General features: G+C 67.5%; 16 protein-coding genes and 1 pseudogene. 9 read left to right on the forward strand and 8 right to left on the reverse strand.

Annotated elements, in window-relative coordinates; genetic code table 11:
* Positions 1–1,720, forward strand: a 1,720-nt coding sequence (locus tag EGJ34_RS15015) for a DUF885 domain-containing protein (RefSeq protein WP_148100508.1), incomplete at its 5' end; no start/stop codon positions are given.
* A gap of 39 nt (positions 1,721–1,759) precedes the next feature.
* On the opposite strand, the gene EGJ34_RS15020 is transcribed toward EGJ34_RS15015, so the two are convergent.
* A complete protein-coding gene (locus tag EGJ34_RS15020; protein WP_125361268.1) occupies positions 1,760–2,218 on the reverse strand; it encodes a hypothetical protein in 459 nt (152 codons plus the stop codon).
* A gap of 190 nt (positions 2,219–2,408) precedes the next feature.
* On the opposite strand from EGJ34_RS15020, the gene EGJ34_RS15025 reads away from it, so the two are divergent.
* The 4 genes from EGJ34_RS15025 (at position 2,409) to EGJ34_RS15040 (ending at position 5,029) form a co-directional block, all read left to right on the forward strand.
* A complete protein-coding gene (locus tag EGJ34_RS15025; RefSeq protein WP_125361269.1) occupies positions 2,409–2,657 on the forward strand; it encodes a hypothetical protein in 249 nt (82 codons plus the stop codon).
* Between the two features lie 123 nt (positions 2,658–2,780).
* Positions 2,781–3,698 (forward strand): bestrophin family ion channel, encoded by a 918-nt coding sequence (locus EGJ34_RS15030; RefSeq protein ID WP_125361270.1) that lies wholly within the window; start codon positions 2,781–2,783, stop codon positions 3,696–3,698.
* Positions 3,699–3,734: 36 nt separating this feature from the next.
* Entirely contained in the window at positions 3,735–4,724 is a 990-nt protein-coding gene (gene hemB / locus EGJ34_RS15035; protein WP_125361271.1) for a porphobilinogen synthase, read from the forward strand.
* Between the two features lie 32 nt (positions 4,725–4,756).
* Positions 4,757–5,029, forward strand: coding sequence for an SHOCT domain-containing protein (locus tag EGJ34_RS15040; protein WP_125361272.1), 273 nt, complete (start codon positions 4,757–4,759; stop codon positions 5,027–5,029).
* A 116-nt stretch (positions 5,030–5,145) separates the two neighbouring features.
* On the opposite strand, the gene EGJ34_RS15045 is transcribed toward EGJ34_RS15040, so the two are convergent.
* A complete protein-coding gene (locus EGJ34_RS15045) occupies positions 5,146–6,018 on the reverse strand; it encodes a PD40 domain-containing protein (RefSeq protein WP_125361273.1) in 873 nt (290 codons plus the stop codon).
* 54 nt (positions 6,019–6,072) lie between these two features.
* On the opposite strand from EGJ34_RS15045, the gene aroE reads away from it, so the two are divergent.
* The 3 genes from aroE to dinG all read left to right on the forward strand — a co-directional run bounded on the left by aroE (position 6,073) and on the right by dinG (position 9,472).
* Positions 6,073–6,915 carry a shikimate dehydrogenase gene (gene aroE / locus EGJ34_RS15050; protein WP_125361274.1) on the forward strand — a complete coding sequence of 281 codons (843 nt, stop codon included), beginning with the start codon at positions 6,073–6,075 and terminating at the stop codon, positions 6,913–6,915.
* Entirely contained in the window at positions 6,912–7,286 is a 375-nt protein-coding gene (locus EGJ34_RS15055; protein WP_125361275.1) for a hypothetical protein, read from the forward strand. Before aroE ends, EGJ34_RS15055 begins: the two co-directional genes overlap by 4 nt.
* A gap of 83 nt (positions 7,287–7,369) precedes the next feature.
* Positions 7,370–9,472, forward strand: coding sequence for an ATP-dependent DNA helicase DinG (gene dinG, locus EGJ34_RS15060; protein ID WP_125361276.1), 2,103 nt, complete (start codon positions 7,370–7,372; stop codon positions 9,470–9,472).
* 130 nt (positions 9,473–9,602) lie between these two features.
* Here the strand turns inward: dinG and EGJ34_RS15065 are convergent, their stop codons facing one another.
* Genes EGJ34_RS15065 through EGJ34_RS15075 form a run of 3 tightly spaced genes read right to left on the reverse strand, consistent with a single transcriptional unit; the run spans position 9,603 to position 12,009 of the window.
* Positions 9,603–10,238: a hypothetical protein gene (locus EGJ34_RS15065; RefSeq protein ID WP_312023032.1), complete on the reverse strand. Its 636-nt coding sequence runs from the start codon at positions 10,236–10,238 to the stop codon at positions 9,603–9,605.
* A 25-nt stretch (positions 10,239–10,263) separates the two neighbouring features.
* Positions 10,264–11,442 carry a glutathionylspermidine synthase family protein gene (locus tag EGJ34_RS15070; RefSeq protein ID WP_125361278.1) on the reverse strand — a complete coding sequence of 393 codons (1,179 nt, stop codon included), beginning with the start codon at positions 11,440–11,442 and terminating at the stop codon, positions 10,264–10,266.
* A 3-nt stretch (positions 11,443–11,445) separates the two neighbouring features.
* Complete coding sequence (locus tag EGJ34_RS15075) at positions 11,446–12,009, reverse strand: DUF1190 domain-containing protein (RefSeq protein WP_125361279.1); 564 nt, start codon at positions 12,007–12,009, stop codon at positions 11,446–11,448.
* Between the two features lie 192 nt (positions 12,010–12,201).
* Here EGJ34_RS15075 and ilvD point away from each other — a divergent pair, with 192 nt between their 5' ends.
* Positions 12,202–14,034, forward strand: a complete 1,833-nt coding sequence (gene ilvD, locus EGJ34_RS15080) for a dihydroxy-acid dehydratase (RefSeq protein WP_125361280.1) — start codon at positions 12,202–12,204, stop codon at positions 14,032–14,034.
* A 129-nt stretch (positions 14,035–14,163) separates the two neighbouring features.
* On the opposite strand, the gene EGJ34_RS15085 is transcribed toward ilvD, so the two are convergent.
* The 3 genes and pseudogenes from EGJ34_RS15085 to EGJ34_RS15095 form a co-directional block, all read right to left on the reverse strand.
* A complete protein-coding gene (locus tag EGJ34_RS15085) occupies positions 14,164–15,462 on the reverse strand; it encodes a DUF58 domain-containing protein (protein WP_125361281.1) in 1,299 nt (432 codons plus the stop codon).
* Entirely contained in the window at positions 15,459–16,460 is a 1,002-nt protein-coding gene (locus EGJ34_RS15090) for a MoxR family ATPase (protein ID WP_125361282.1), read from the reverse strand. Before EGJ34_RS15090 ends, EGJ34_RS15085 begins: the two co-directional genes overlap by 4 nt.
* Positions 16,457–16,781 (reverse strand): annotated as a pseudogene (locus tag EGJ34_RS15095) (DUF4350 domain-containing protein); the annotation flags it as partial. The pseudogene EGJ34_RS15095 and the gene EGJ34_RS15090, both read right to left, overlap by 4 nt.

Below are 16,781 nucleotides of genomic sequence, written 5' to 3' on the forward strand. Positions count from 1 at the left end.
CGCCAGCAAGGCACCGGCCAGCCCGGCGTGGGTGACCCGCAGCAACGAGCTGGCGCAGATCCTGCTGGACGCACAGGGCCCGTTCCAGCCGGAAGAAACCGGCTTCTTCGGCGTGCCGGGCTACGACGACAAGGTGGCCGACTTCGGCCCGGGCAACGCCGCACGGTACCGTGCCGCGATGGCCAAGGCGCGCAGCGAACTGCAGTCCAAGCTGGCCACCGAGCGTGACCCGAACGTGCGCCAGGACCTGGCGATCATGATCGCTGCGGCCACCCAGAACATCGAAGGCAGCGAACTCAACGAAAAGTACCTGCTGCCGTGGACCGACACCCCGCAGCTGGTCTTCAGCGGGATCAACCTGCTGCTCTCCGACCAGGTGCCGGAAGCGCGCCGTGCCAAGGCGCTGGACCGCCTGAAGGCCTATGCCGGGCTGGCTCCGGGCAGCACCGCGGTGACCACGCTGTCGCGCCAGCGCTATGAAGAGGCGCTGGCCAACAAGGGGCTGCTGCAGCCGACGAAGATCGAAGTCGAGCAGTCGCTGGAGAACGTGGATACCTACATCGCCGGCATCGAGAAGCTGTTCGGCAAGTACAAGATCGCCGGTGCCGACGACGCGCTGAAGACCATCGCCACCCAGCTGCGCGAATACCGTGACTGGACCCGTGCCGAGGTGCTGCCGAAGGCGCGCGCCGACGCGCAGCTGCCGGAACCGCTGTACGCCTTCCAGCTCAAGCGCGTGGGCATCGACATCGATCCCAAGCTGCTGATGCAGCGTGCCCAGCTGGAATTCATGGAGACCCGCTCGGCGATGCGCCAGCTGGCCCCGCTGGTGGTGAAGGCCAAGGGTCTGAAGGTGGCCGACCCCACCGACGTGGTGGCGGTGATCCGTGCGCTGAAGAACGACAAGATCGCCAACGACCAGTTGGAACACCACTACCGCGGTGTGATCGACCAGATCGACCCGATCATCCGCGCCCAGAAGATCGTGGACGTGCCGCAGCGCCCGATGCAGATGCGCCTGGGTTCGGAAGCGGAAAGCGCTGCCTCGCCGGCCCCGCACTTCCTGCCGGCTCCGCTGGTGGGCAACACCGGCCAGCAGGGTACCTTCGTGCTGCCGCTGGGCAACCCGGCCGCCGGCGACGGTGCCGCACAGTACGACGACTTCAACTTCGGTTCGGCGGCATGGACGCTGAGCGCGCACGAAGGCCGTCCCGGCCACGAACTGCAGTTCACCGCGATGGTGGAGCGTGGCATCTCGCTGGCCCGCACCATGTTCGCGTTCAATTCGGTCAACGTGGAAGGCTGGGCGCTGTATGCCGAAGCGGAGATGGTGCCGTATGAGCCGCTGGACGGGCAGCTGATCGCACTGCAGTTCCGCCTGCTGCGCGCGGCGCGCGCGATGCTCGACCCGATGCTCAACCTGGGCCTGATCGACCGTGCCAATGCCGAGCGCCTGCTGATTGACGAGGTCGGGCTGTCCAAGGCCATGGCGACCCAGGAACTGGACCGCTACATGGTGCGCATGCCGGGCCAGGCCGGCAGCTACTTCTACGGCTACACCCGCATCATGGAACTGCGCATGCAGACCGAGCTGGCGCTGGGGCCGAAGTTCGACCGCCTGGCGTTCAACAACTTCCTGCTGGATCAGGGGCTGCTGCCGCCGGACCAGCTGGCGCAGGCGGTGAATGAGGTGTTCATTCCGAAGCACAAGGGGCGGTGAGCCGCCGCGTGGGTCACGACCAACGGTCGTGACTTGCCATCACCGTTCGGGGGTAATGGTCTGTACGGGCAACCGATCCGCCGGCGGCGGATTCGGCACCCAGATCGCCACCCCGGCCGCGCGCTTCTGCGTGGTCGGGATGCCGATGCCGACGCCACCGCCCACGTGCGAACCGTAGCTGCCGGCACCGACCGACATGCCGACCGGCGAGCCGCTGGAGCCCACGCCCATCAGGATCACGCCATTGGCACCGAGTGCGGCGGCTTCCTTCTTCAGTCGGGTCACGGCGGCGTCGGTCTGGCCCTGGGTACCAAAGCCCACCGCGCTGGAGGATTCGAGCTGGGCGATTTCCATCGAGCCCGGCGGCGGGGTGGAGTAGATCTGCACCAGTGCCGGATCGGTGGGCGGCCGGGCCTGGCCCAGCATGACCCGCGAGGTGCTGGCGCAACCGGCCACGGCCAGCAGCACGCCCAGCACGGTCAAGGTTCGAAAGTTCATGGGCTCACCCCCGTTGGTGGGCCGGTACGGCCCGCGTCTGGATCATCCGCGCTGGCCACTGAATCAGGGCCAACGTCCTGCCGACAACCTACCACCGGCCAGGTGAAACCCAAGCGGCGAATCCGCCCCTCACGCGCGCGTGGCGGATGAAGCATTAAGGTGCGCGCAGCAATTCTGGAGAGAACGTGTCATGGGCCTGATCAGTCTGCTGTGGGGTGTGTTTGCGGTGTTGTGGATGATCCTGGCGCTGATCCCGCTGCTGGGGTGGGGCAACTGGTTCCTGATTCCGTTCGCCGCCGTGGGCGCGGTGATCGGTGCACTGGGCATCCTGTTCACGCATCCAAGCAAGCGCGGCCGGGCCTGGACCGGTCTGCTGCTCAATGCGGTGGTGGTGGTGGTGGGGATCGTGCGGTTGTCGTTGGGGGGTGGGGTCATTTGATCGCCTGTCACGACCAACGGTCGTGACCTACCGGCCACGACCCATGCGGGCGCGGCCCCTGCGGCTGCGACCCTGCGTCGCAGGCGTCAAAGCGCCGCAGCCACAGGCGTAGAATGGCCGCCCATGATCATTCGCCCCCGTCCCCACGGCTGGCAGCTGCTGTACATCCTGCGCGGCTCCATTGTTCCGGCGGTCGCGCCCAAGGTGCTGGCCATCCTGATCCTGGCCATCGCCGTGGCCGCGTTTGCCGAGCTGTGGCACCCGCCGGGCATCGAGCGCGTCTCGGTCGCCCCGTTCACCCTGCTGGGCCTGGTGCTTTCCATCTTCCTCAGCTTCCGCAACAGCGCCTGCTTCGAGCGCTGGTGGGAAGGGCGCAAGCTGTGGGGCCAGCTGGTCTACGAATCGCGCAGCCTGGCCCGGCTGTGCGGCACCGTGCTGGAAACCGACCCCGCCCGCGCCCGCCGCATGGTGCGACTGGGCATCGGCTTCGCCCACGCGCTGGGTGCCAAGCTGCGCGGCCGTGACGCCGCCCTGGCGGCGCTGCCGTGGGTGGACGAAGACGACCATGCGCGCCTGGCGCTGCGCCAGAACACGCCCGACCAGCTGCTGGCGATGATCACCGCTGAAGCCGCGGCCGCGCTCCGCGCAGGCCAGCTGGATTCGATCCTGTTCGCACAGTTCGAAACCCGCGTGCACGCGCTGTCCAGCATCCAGGCCGGCTGCGAACGGATCCTGACCACGCCGCTGCCGTTCGCCTACACCCTGCTGCTGCATCGCTGCGCGTGGATGTTCTGCGTGCTGCTGCCGTTCGGCCTGGCCAGCTCGCTGGGCTGGGCCACGCCGGTGGTGTCGGCGGTGCTGGCGTATGCCTTCTTCGGGCTGGACCAGCTGGGCGAGGAAATGGAAGAGCCGTTCGGGCTGGCGCCCAACGACCTGCCGCTGGACGCGATGGTTCGCACCATTGAAATCGACCTGCTCGACAGCCTGGGCGTGCAACCGCTGCCCGCGCCGCTGCAGCCGCACCGTTACCTGCTGCAGTAATCCTGCGCACCCCCGTATTCCGTTCCGGAGTTTCCCATGGCACACCCAGATTACCGCCCCCGCCGCATGCGCCACGACGAGTTCTCGCGCCGGCTGATGCGCGAGAACACGCTGACCACCGACGACCTGATCTACCCGGTGTTCGTGCACGAACTGTCCGGGCGCGCCCCGGTGGCATCGATGCCAGGCGTGGAGCGCCTGTCCATCGACGAGCTGCTGAAGGTGGCCGAAGAGGCGTTGGAACTGGGCATTCCGGTGATCGACCTGTTCCCGGTGATCGACCCGGCGGGCAAGTCGCTCGACGCAGCGGCCGCGTGGGATGAGAACGGGCTGGCCCAGCGGGCGGTGCGTGCGCTGAAGTCACGTTTCCCGGAACTGGGGGTGATGACCGACGTGGCACTGGACCCGTACACCACCCACGGCCAGGACGGCATCATCGATGACAAGGGCTATGTGCTCAACGACATCACCGTGCAGGCGCTGATCAAGCAGTCGATCTCGCATGCCGAAGCCGGCGTGGACATCGTCTCCCCCTCGGACATGATGGACGGCCGCATCGGTGCGATCCGCCGCGCGCTCGACGTCAGCGGCCACATCAATGTGCGCATCATGGCCTATTCGGCCAAGTACGCTTCGGCGTTCTACGGCCCGTTCCGCGACGCCGTGGGCAGCTCGGCCAGTCTCGGCAAGGCGGACAAGAAGACCTACCAGATGGACCCGGCCAATGGCGATGAAGCCATGCGTGAGATCGCGCTGGACCTGGAGGAGGGCGCGGACATGGTGATGGTCAAGCCGGGCATGCCGTACCTGGACCTGGTGCGGCGGGTGAAGCAGCAGTTCGGTGTGCCGACCTTCGCCTACCAGGTGAGCGGCGAGTACGCGATGCTGAAGGCGGCGGTGGGCAACGGCTGGCTGGACGAGCGCGCGTGCGTGCTGGAGTCGCTGATGTGCTTCAAGCGGGCCGGAGCCGATGGCGTGCTGACCTATTTCGCGCCGCAGGTGGCGCGCTGGCTGCGCGAGCGCTGACAATAGGCGTTGACTGAGAAGAGACCACGACGATGCAGCAGACGATGGGATGGGTGCAGTGGCTGACCTGGGGCACCGGGGTAACGGTGTTCGCGGTGGTGATCGGCCTGATCATCCGCAGCGTGCTGCGTGCGGCCAAGCGTCCGCCGGAGCAGCCTTCGGCCGCGGCGGCGCTGGCCCGTGAGGCCAACCTGCCCCCGGCGGTGCAGGCCGAGCTGGCCGCGTTGAATCACCGCAAGGACGAGGGCCAGATCACCGAGGCGCAGTACGAACAGCAGCGTGCGGAGTTGTTGCGCGGGCGGTGAGGGTTTCCCGGTCGACGGGCATGGCCCGTCGCTACGGGCATCGGGCGTTACGTTCGACGGGCATGGCCCGTCGCTACAGGATGCGTAGTGACGGGCCATGCCCGTCAGCGCGGGGATCACGGCCCGCACGCCCCCCCATCAACCACCGGCTTCTTCAACCGATACAGGTCCAACCCACCCGCACGCGGCGACCGCGCCTGCCCGCTCACCACCAGCTCCCCTGGCTTGTTCCAATCCACCACCGGTGAACCGGTCTGCCCGTCCGCCGTGTTGAACGACAACGCCAGCGGCACGGCCGCCTCGGCGTAATCGCAGCCCACCACCCACACCTGCGACGTGCCCTCCGCCGCCCGGGTAAATGCCAGCGCGCCACGGTTGTCCAACCATGTCGCCCCCAGCTCATCCGCCGTCGTGTTCAACGGTTCCGGCAATGCCTGCGCCGCCCCGAACCCGTCCGCCTGCACCGCAGCCCGGTATAGATCGAACCCACCCTGGCCCTGCTTCCCGTTGCGCGCGAACAGCAGCATCAACCCATCCGGCCGCAACGCCGGGCTGCGCTCGTCATCACGGGTATTGAGCGCCGCCAGCGGCTCAGGCGTTCCCACGCTGCCATCAGCGGCCACCGCCGCCCGGTACAGGTCGAACCCCCCGCGTCCGCCACTGCGGTCGGAGGCGAAGTACAGCCAGCGCCCATCCGGGCTGTAGGCCGGATCGCGTTCATCGCGTGCACTGTTGATGCCCAGCGGCTGTGGATCCTGCCAGCGCCCCTCGACCAGCCGTGCCTGCCACAGGTCCCAGCCGCCACTGCCGCCGGGGCGATCACTCGCCCAGACGATGCGCTGGCCGTCCGGGCTGATCGTGGCCTGGCTCTCGTTGGCCTTCGTGGACACCACGCCCATGCCCTCGATGCCAAACTCGGAAAGCGCCATCGCTGCAGGCGCGAAGAGTAAACTCAGGCTCAGCGTGAGCCGCAGTGTGGGAGGTCGCATGCCGTCTTCCATCCGGGTTTACAGGTCAATCCAGTTCCGGAGTCTAGAACACCCATGAGCCCCCGTTACGCCGTATTCGGTCAGCCCATCGCCCATTCGCTGTCGCCGCACATCCACGCGGCCTTTGCGCGCCAGGAAGGCATCGAGCTGGACTACACCGCCATCGAATCCTCGCCTGAAGGCTTCGCGGCCGCGCTGGAAAGCTTCGCCGCCACAGGCGGAGCAGGGGCCAATGTGACCGCGCCGCTGAAGGAAACCGCGTTCGCGCTGTGCAAGACCTTCACCTCGCGCGCCAAGCTGGCCGGTTCGGTCAACACGCTGCTGCGAAAGGGCGACTACTGGCACGGTGACACCACCGACGGCGTCGGCCTGGTCCGCGACCTGACCGACCGCCACGAGCTGGACCTGCGCGGCCGCCGCGTGCTGCTGCTGGGAGCCGGTGGTTCGGCACGCAGCGTGGCTCCGGCCCTGCTGGATGCGGGCATCCGCGAACTGGTGGTGGTCAACCGCACCCCGGAACGCGCCGATGAACTGGTCGACGCCATCGGCGAGCCCGGCCGCGCGCTCAGCCGCTACTGGGACGATCTGCGTGACCTGGGTGACTTCGAGCTGATCGTCAACGCCACCTCGGCCGGCCGCGACCGCGATGCGAAGTTCGAACTACCGCTGTCGCTGGTCAACACCCTGACCACCGCGGTGGACCTGAACTACGGCGACGCCGCCGTGGCCTTCCTGGCCTGGGCGCGCGCGGCCAGCTGCCGCAACATCGTGGACGGCCTGGGCATGCTGGTCGAGCAGGCCGCTTCCAGCTTCCAGCAGTGGCACGAAGTGCGCCCGGACACCGACCCGGTGTATGCCGAGCTGCGGGCAAAGAACGCGCTGGCGGGTGAGGAATGAACGGCTCCCTTGCCGATCTGCTGATTCCGGTGCTGAGCTCGGCGGTCATGCAGCTGCCGATTTTCATTGCCATTGCGGTGTCGGTGGTCTGGGTACTGGGCAGCCCGCGCAGCCAGATCCGCACCGTCGCGCTGTGGGGACTGGCGCTGTTGGGACTGGTCAGCCTGCTCAGCATGGTCGCCAACATCGTGCCGCAGCTGCTGGTGATCCAGGGCAAGTACAACTCGCTGCAGGGAATGAGCCTGATCATGGGCTTCCTCAATTTCGGCCTCAGTCTGATGCTGGCGCTTGCCGTGGTGCTGCTGGTCTGGGCGATGACCCGGTCGCTGCGCAACCGCACGCCGCCGACCGCGCCTCCGTCACGCACCTGAACCATCGCGGCAAATCCCGACGGCCCCGGGCCGTCGGGACATGAGAAAATGCCGGCCATGAATCATGGCAGGACCCCGCCGGCGTGACCGAAAAAGTTGAAGCCCCGCGCGCGCTGAACGACGAACTCAAGACCGTCATCCGTGACGCCTACGCCAAGCTGCAGGCCAACACCCCCGGCTTCAGCACCCGGCGTTCGCAGAGCCAGATGATCGGCGTGGTCTCGCGCGCGCTGTCGCACAGCGGTGGCGTGGGCGTGGTCGAAGCCCCCACCGGCGTCGGCAAGAGCCTGGGCTACCTCACCGCCGGCGTGCCGATCGCACTGGCCACCAAGAAGAAGCTGGTGATCAGCACCGGCACCGTGGCCCTGCAGTCGCAGCTGGTGGAACGCGACATTCCCAACTTCCTCAAGGCCACCGGTCTGGACGCCACCGTGGCGCTGGCCAAGGGACGCACCCGTTACCTGTGCACCCGCAACGCCGCCGAAGCACACGGCGAGGGCGCACAGGAGGGCATGTTCGAGGACGAGCAACCGCTGTTTGATCGCCCGCTGGCTCCCATCGAAATGGACCTGGCGCAGAAGCTGAGCAAGGAGTTCGTCGAAGGGCGCTGGAACGGCGACCTCGACAACGCACCGGAAACCATCAGCCCGTCATTGCGCTCACGCATCACTACCCCGGCCTCCGGCTGCGCCGGGCGCAAGTGCGCCTATTCCTCGCAGTGCGCGGTGCTGCGTGCGCGCAACACCGTGCGCGACGCGCAGATCGTGGTCACCAACCACGCCCTGCTGCTGTCGGCGCTGTCCATTGGCGAAAGTGACAACGGCCAGCCGCTGATCGCACCGCCCTCGGACATGCTGCTGGTGCTGGACGAAGGCCACCACATCGGCAACGTGGCCATCGACCAGGGTGCAGCCAGTTTGGCCCTGGATGAAATGGCCAAGCGCACCGGCCGTCTGCAGGTGCTCATTGCCGCCGCTTACCGCGCGGTGGACAAGGACAAGCTGGGCAACCTGCTGCCGAACGAGGCCATCGAGATCGCGGCCAAGGTCAGCAAGCAGCTGCGTGCGTTCCACGATGTCATCAACCGCAGCTGGCAGCCGGACCCGACCGCGCAGGAGCCGATGTGGCGTGCGCCCAATGGTCGCCTGCCGGACATCTGGATGGCCGACATCGAGGCGCTGGCCGACGACACCCGCTCGCTGTTCAACTGGGCCCACGCCGCCACCGCGCAGGTCGCCAAGGGCAAGCCCGAGGATGCCGCGCGGGAGCGCCTGCAGCGCAACCTGGGCATGGCGCTGGAGATGGTGGAGCAGCAACACAACCTGTGGACCACCTGGCGGCGCGAGGACAAGGACGGCCAGCCGCCCACCGCGCGCTGGATCACCCTCTCGCGCGACGGCGACCTGATCCTGCACGGCTCGCCGGTGTCGGCTGCCAACGTGCTGCGCAAGCTGCTGTGGGACGAAGTGGATTCCGTGGTGATGACCTCGGCCACGCTGACCGGCGGCGGCGACTTCCAGACCCTGGCGATCGACAACGGTATTCCGCAGGAGGCCGAGATGGTGTCGCTGGCCTCGCCGTTCGACCTTCCCAACCAGGCCGAGCTGATCGTCCCCGCATTCCCGGTGACGCCGGATGACCGCGAGCGCCACCCCAAGGAAGTGGCGAAGTACCTGGTCAGCGAGCTGGACTGGAGCAAGGGCAGCATCGTGCTGTTCACCTCGCGCTGGAAGATGGAGAAGGTGGCCGAGCTGATGCCGGCGGCGCAGCGCAAACAGGTGCTGGTGCAGGGCGAGACCGCCAAACAGAAGATGATCGACGAGCATCTGCGCCGCACGGCGGCGGGCGAGGGCTCGGTGCTGTTCGGACTGAATTCGTTCGGCGAAGGTCTCGACCTGCCCGGTGAGGCCTGCACCACGGTGGTGATCACCCAGGTGCCCTTCGCGGTGCCGACCGATCCGCAGACCTCCACCTTGAGCGAGTGGATGGAAAGCCGCGGCTTGAATGCGTTCAACCTGATCGCGATTCCGCACGCGCTGCGCACGCTGACCCAGTTCGCCGGCCGCCTGATCCGCACCTCGACCGACACCGGCCGGGTGATCATTCTGGATTCGCGGTTGCTGAGCCGGCGCTATGGCAAGCGCATCATCGATGCGTTGCCGCCGTTCAAGCGCGTCATCGGCTGACGTAGAGCCACGCCCTGCGTGGCTTCGACCCTGTTGGACCACACGCAGCCGCGCATGGCGCGGCTCTACAGGTGGATCCGGCACCGCGCAGCCACGCAGTGCGTGGCTCTACGACCGTGTCGCCGGTAGGTCACGACCGTTGGTCGTGACGGGCCTTCACCAGCAGGCGCTCAATCGCCTTGCGCATCATCGCGCGGTTGCGCCCCAGCTTCATCCACCCGGGTAGCCGCGAAAACATCGAGCCGTTGCTGACCCCGGCGCGCTCGCGCAGTGGCGATACCACGTACTCCTGCAGCGCCTCCAGATGCGCTGCGTTGTACGCCCACAGCACCCCGGCACGGGTAGGTTCCACCAGCAGCAGCGGCAGGCCAAAGTGCGGATCGTTGGCCTCGCCATCGCGCACGCGTTGGCCACTGACGCTGACCTCGCTGCTTCGCCCGCAGTGAGGGCACAGCCCCGACACAACAGTGGGAACAGGCTGACCGGGCTTACCCGGCACACACGCACACACCCACTGGTAACCACAGTAGCCACACGGGCGACGGCCGCTGTAATGCACCGGTCCCACCCAATCGCCGGCGGCGCTATCGAGAGCAGCACCACAACTTCCGCAGCGAAAACGCGCCGTCCATTGATACGGACGCCAGTCCGCCAGCACCCAGCCGGGCGCATCGCAGCGGTGGCAGCGCACCGCCACGCGGTCGGCGTAGCGGGTCAGCCGGTGGCCGTCGTCCAGGTGTCGTCCGGCCACCGGGGCCGGACGCAATGAGCGATTCCGGCGTATCGCCATCTCAGACGAAAATACGGGTAGGCGCTTCGTCGATGATCGCGTGCGGCACGAAGCGGGCGCTGTCGCGGGTGATCCGGCTGTTGTCTTCGCGGATACCCATGCCGCAGGCATGGTCGCCCACGACCCAGCTGCCGATCAGCGGGTAGCCACCGTCGAACGCGGTGAGCGGATGTGCGGCCTGGCGGATCGCGGGACCGGTGTATGGACCTTCGCTTTCCTGCCAGCTGCCGTCGGCCAGATGCAGGGCGATGTTGGCCCCCTCGCGCGAGAACAGCGGCTTGCGGACCCAGCCCGCGGGTAGCGCGCTACCGTCGTCGAAGTGCGCTTCCAGCAGGTTCGGATGACCGCGATGGCGCTGCCACAGCAAAGGCAGCACGCCCTTGTTGCTCAGCACCGCCTTCCACGCCGGTTCCAGCAGCTGCACGCCCGAGGCCGGCAGCGCCTGCCCGAACGATTCGTTCATCAGGTCTTCCAGCGGGTATAGCTTGAACAGACTGCCGATGACGGTGTCATCCAGCGCGGTGAAGCGGCCATCTTCAGACAGGCCGATGTCTTCAATCGAAATCGCCTCGCCGCGCAGCCCGGCCTGGGCTGCACAGTCGCGCAGGTAGGCGACGGTGCCCTGATCTTCCTCGGAGCTGCCTACGGCGCTGAAATACAGCGGTGGCGGCAGCTGCGCTGACAGCTCGCCGAAGCGCTCCACCAGCGCCTCGTGGATGGCATTGAACTGGTCGGCATGCGCCGGCAGGCGGTTCTGGTTGCGCTGGTCTTCCAGCCATTGCCACTGGAAGAACGACGCCTCGAACAGCGAGGTCGGTGTGTCGTAATTGAGCTCATAGAGCTTGGCCGGGCCGGAACCGTCATAGGCGAAGTCCAGCCGCCCATAGAGGTGCGGCTCGCGTCGCTGCCAGCTGCCCGCGATCCAGTCGCGGAACGCCGGCGGGATGGCCAGCTGGTCCATCAGCTGTTCGCTGCGCACCACCTCGTCAACCAGGTCCAGTGCCATCGCATGCAGCTCGGCACTGGGGTCTTCGATGTCCTGCTCGATCTGGCGCAGGGTGAAGGCGTAATACGCGGTTTCATCCCAGTACGGCAGGCCATCGATGGTGTGGAACCTGAAACCCGATTCCTCGGCCCGGGCGCGCCATTGGCTGCGCTCGGCAATACGCACGCGCTGCATCGATCAGCCGCCGAAACTGCTGCGGCTGCTGCTGGTGCTGCCAAACCCACCACGGCTGGCGGTAACGGCACGGTTCGGGGTGCTGGTGACCGGAGCCAGGCCGGCCTTGCCCGCGCCGATGCCGCTGGCGGTGTTCATGCCGCCGGTACCACCGGGAGCCGGACGCGCCCAGCCCTGGGCCTTGTCCTGGTAGGCCGGGCTGGCCGCAGGGGCCTGTGCCAGGCCAGCACCGCGGTTGCTGAGCATCTGCGACATGAAGAAGCCCATCATCATCGGCCCGATGAACGAGTGGCCGGTGCTGGTTTTCTGCTCGACGCACTGTTCGGCGTTGTAGTCAGCTTCGCATTCGGCACGCGAGGCGTACTTCGGGGCGGCATCGGCCGACTGCTTCTGCGCTTCGGCGAAGGCGGTGCGGCACGCCGACGGGTCGCCGGTGGCGTCGGTACAGGCCTGCACGGAGGTGTACAGCCCTTCCTGCACCTGCACGGCTTCGTCCTTGGAGCAGGCGGTGAACAGCAGCGGCGCGGCGCTCATCAGCAGCAGCGCGGTGGTCCTGGAACGTTTCATGGCGTCATGCCCCCCTTTTCGGTTAACCCCCCAATGATGCCTGATCGGAGGCTGCAACCAAAATCGGCAAAGCCGGGAACGTGAACGGCATTTCAGGATTCGCCGCACCGGCAGTTGCAAACGCAACCCTTTTTTTTCGGCAGAATCGGGAAAAACCCCCGCCGTACGGCCCGCCAGATCGCTGCCAGCCCCATGCCTGAATACCGCTCCCGCACCTCCACCGCCGGCCGCAACATGGCCGGGGCCCGCGCCCTGTGGCGCGCCACCGGCATGACCGACGCCGACTTCCACAAGCCGATCATCGCCATCGCCAACTCGTTCACGCAGTTCGTGCCCGGCCACGTGCACCTCAAGGACCTGGGCCAGCTGGTGGCGCGCGAGATCGAGCAGGTCGGCGGCGTGGCCAAGGAGTTCAACACCATCGCGGTGGATGACGGCATCGCCATGGGCCATGACGGCATGCTGTATTCGCTGCCCAGCCGCGAGATCATCGCCGACTCGGTGGAGTACATGGTCAACGCACACTGCGCCGACGCGCTGGTGTGCATTTCCAACTGCGACAAGATCACCCCGGGCATGCTGATGGCCGCGCTGCGCCTGAACATACCGGTGGTGTTCGTCTCCGGGGGGCCGATGGAAGCCGGCAAAACCAAACTGGCCGAGCACAAGCTGGACCTGGTGGACGCGATGGTGATCGCCGCCGACGCCAGTGCGCCTGACGAGAAAGTGGCTGAATACGAACGCAGTGCCTGTCCGACCTGCGGCTCGTGCTCGGGCATGTTCACCGCCAATTCGATGAACTGCCTGACCGAAGCGCTGGGCCTTTCGCTGCCGGGCAATGGTTCCACCCTGGCCACGCATGCCGACCGCGAGCAGCTGTTCCGCCGCGCAGGGCGGCTGGTGGTGGAGCTGTGTCACCGCTGGTATGGCGGCGAAGACCCGAGCGCATTGCCACGTGGCATTGCTACCCGCGACGCGTTCGAGAACGCGATGACCCTGGATATCGCCATGGGCGGGTCCACCAACACCATCCTGCACCTGCTGGCCGCCGCACAGGAAGCCGAGGTCGATTTCGACCTGCACGCCATCGATGCGCTGTCGCGCCGCGTGCCGCAGCTGTGCAAGGTGGCTCCGAACACGCCGAAGTACCACATGGAAGACGTGCACCGCGCCGGTGGCGTCTACGGCATCCTGGGCGAACTGGCGCGCGGCGGGCTGCTGCACGAACAGGTGCCCACCGTGCACAGCCGCACCCTGGCCGAGGCGATTGCGCGCTGGGACGTGGCCGTGAGCGACGACGCCAAGGTGCAGGAGTTCTTCCGCGCCGGGCCGGCCGGCATTCCCACCCAGGTCGCCTTCAGCCAGGCCACGCGCTGGCCGACGCTGGACGTGGACCGTGCTGAAGGGTGCATCCGCGCCGTCGCGCATGCTTATTCGGCAGAAGGTGGGTTGGCGGTGCTGCGCGGCAATCTGGCTGAAGATGGCTGCGTGGTGAAGACCGCCGGCGTGGACGAGTCCATCCATGTGTTCGAAGGCAATGCGCGCGTGTTTGAAAGCCAGGACGCCGCCGTGCAGGGCATTCTGGCCGATGAGGTGGTGGCGGGTGACGTGGTGGTGATCCGCTACGAAGGGCCGCGCGGTGGTCCCGGCATGCAGGAAATGCTGTATCCGACCAGTTATCTGAAGTCGAAGGGGCTGGGCAAAGCCTGCGCGTTGCTGACCGACGGTCGGTTCTCGGGTGGCACGTCCGGGCTGTCGATAGGGCACGCCTCGCCGGAGGCCGCTGCCGGCGGCGCAATCGGGCTGGTGCGCGATGGCGACCGGATCCGGATTGATATTCCGGCGCGGCGGATCGATCTGCTGGTGGATGCGGGGACGTTGGCTGCGCGGCGCGTTGAACAGGATGCGTTGGGCTGGAAGCCGCGTGCCGAGCGGCCGCGCAAGGTGACCGGGGCGTTGAAGGCGTATGCGTTGCTGGCGACCAGTGCCGACAAGGGCGCGGTGCGGGATTTGAGCAAGGTGTAATCGTCAACCGCCGCGGATGCCGTAGAGCCACGCCCTGCGTGGCTGCGCGCGGTCCAGCAGGGTCGAAGCCACGCAGGGCGTGGCTCTACGCGTTTATCCGGTAGGTACCGACCGTTGGTCGGTACGTGGTTACAACAACCCGTCGCGCTTCACCGCGAGATACCGCTCCACCAGCGCACCGGGCAATGCATCAGCGGTCACGTCCAGCACCATCACTTTGTGGCTGCGCAGCGCTTCATGCGCGTCACTGCGCTGCTGCAGGTAACGCGCGATCGCACCGGCCTGGGCCGCATCCTGCAGCGTCTCCACCTCGGCTTCCAGCGCGGTGTCCAGCTCGCGCTCGCGCAGGCTGGCCACGCACACCAGATGCTGGCGCTGCAGCAGACGCACCGCGACCAGCAGGTCTTCGATGTCCTCGTCACGCACATTGGTGACCAGCATCACCAGTGAACGCCGGCGCTGACGCAGGCTGAGTTCGGTGGCGGCGGCGAGATAGTCGGTGGCCACCGGTTGCGCCTGCAGGTCGTAGCTGGCGCGCAGCAGCGCGTCGATCGCGCCCATGCCGCGCTGCGGAGCCACCCAGCGGGTATCACCGCCGGTGGCGAACAGGCCGACGCCGTCGCCCTGGCGCAATGCCAGGTACGACACCACCAGCGAGGCGTTGAGCACATGGTCGAAGTGCGAAAGACCACCTTCGCTGGCCATCATGCGGCGACCGGTGTCGATCATCAGCACCAGCTGCTGGTTCTTCTCGTCCTGGTACTCGCGCGAAATCAGTTTGCGCGCGCGCGAGGTGGCCTTCCAGTCGATCTGACGCAGGCTGTCGCCCAGCCGGTACTCGCGCATCTGGTGGAAGTCGGTGCCTTCGCCGCGACGACGCTTGAGGTGGGCACCGACCAGGCGCGAGGCCTGTTCGGCACTGAACAAGGCAAACCGTGTGAGCGGGGCAAAGTTGGGATACACGCGGACGGTCAGTGCCGGCGGCAGCACGCGGCGCTGCCGCCACAACCGCCACGGCGCGTGCAGCCGCAGATGCACGCCCTCGAAGCTGAAACGCCCACGTGCGGTCGGCGTCAACCGGTACTCCACACTGCTGGCCACCAGTGGCTTCAGTGCCAGCGTGCGCGGCAGGCCCTGCAGCGACCATTCCCCCGGCACCAGGTCGAACAGCTCCACGCGCTGGCGGAGGCTGGATTCCAGGCGCACGGTGACCTTGCGCTCCACGTTCAGCGCCAGTGCTTCAGGCAGTTCGCGCTGGACTGTGGGCGAAGGCTGCGCACGCAGGCGCAGTGCATCGACCAGCGCCAGCAGCGCAATGCCACCGGCGGTGGCCCACCAGGCCCATACCGGCACCCAGCCGAATGCCACCGCCAGGCCGAACAGGCCCCAGGCGGTCAGCAGCGCCAGCAGTAGCGGCGCTGGCCTCATTTGCGCGGCGCTTCGACCTTGGCCAGCAGGGCGGCCAATGCGTCGTCGGCCGACTGGCCTTCAATCTGCAGTTCCGGAGCCAGCGCGATGCGGTGGCGCAGGGCGGGGCGGGCCACTTCGCGCACGTCGTCGGGGGTGACAAAGTCGCGGCCGGACAGCACCGCCTGTGCTCGCGCTGCACGCACCAGGGCGATGCTGCCACGCGGGCCGGCCCCGAGCGCGATCCCCGGGAAGCGGCGGGTGGCGGCGACAATGCGCACTGCGTAGTCGATCACTTCCGGGTCCACGGTGATCGCGGCGGTGGCCTGCTGCAGCGCCACCACCTCGGCGGCGTTGAGCACGCGCGGCACCTGCGACAGATCGAAGTCCGACGCGCTGCGGCCGGTGGTGATCGCATCCACCATGCGCTTCTCATCGTCCAGCTGCGGGTAGTCGATCAGCACCTTCAGCAGGAAACGGTCAAGCTGAGCCTCGGGCAGCGGGTAGGTACCTTCCTGCTCGACCGGGTTCTGGGTGGCCAGGGCGAGGAACGGCGGGGTCAGCGCGAACGACTTGCCTTCGATGGTGACCTGGCCTTCCTGCATCACTTCCAGCAGCGCCGACTGGGTCTTGGCCGGGGCGCGGTTGATCTCGTCGGCCAGCAGCAGGTTGGTGAACACCGGACCGCGGCGGATCTTGAAGCTTTCCGACTTCGGGTCATACACCGCATGGCCGCTGACGTCGCTGGGCATCAGGTCCGGGGTGAACTGCACGCGGCCGTAATCCAGCTCCAGGGCCTGCGCCAGGGCGCGCACCAGCAGGGTCTTGCCGAGGCCAGGCACGCCCTCGATCAGCACATGGCCGCCGGCCAGCAGCGCGATCAGGATCTGGTCGAGTACCTCGGCCTGGCCGATGAAGGCGCGGCCCACGGCTTCACGGATGGCATCCACGCGCTCGACCAGGTTCTGGCCGGACAGCGCAGGCGGGGACAGCGGCGGCGGAGTGTTCGGCTCGGTCATAGCAGGTTTCTCATCTGGATCAGCAGGCGGATGCGTTCACGCAGGGCCTTGGTGTCCTGGGACGCCGGCACCTGCAATGCGGTCTGTACGCGGGAAACGGGCCACTGCAGCAGCGTGGCGATGGCGTGCACCTGGGCGTCGCCGCTGAGCGCGGCGGCGGTAGGCGCGCGGCGGCGCAGGCGCGCCAGGAAGGCACGGCGCACCGCGTCGTACAACAAGGGGTTCTTGCCATGCCGCAGCAGATGTTCGCCACTGGCGCGCACATGCTCCAGCAGCGAGCGACGGTCGCCGGCCGGGGCCGGCAGCACGCTGCCCATGCGC

The organism is Stenotrophomonas sp. 278, from assembly GCF_003935715.1.
GTDB classification, from domain to species: Bacteria; Pseudomonadota; Gammaproteobacteria; order Xanthomonadales; family Xanthomonadaceae; genus Stenotrophomonas; species Stenotrophomonas maltophilia_AH.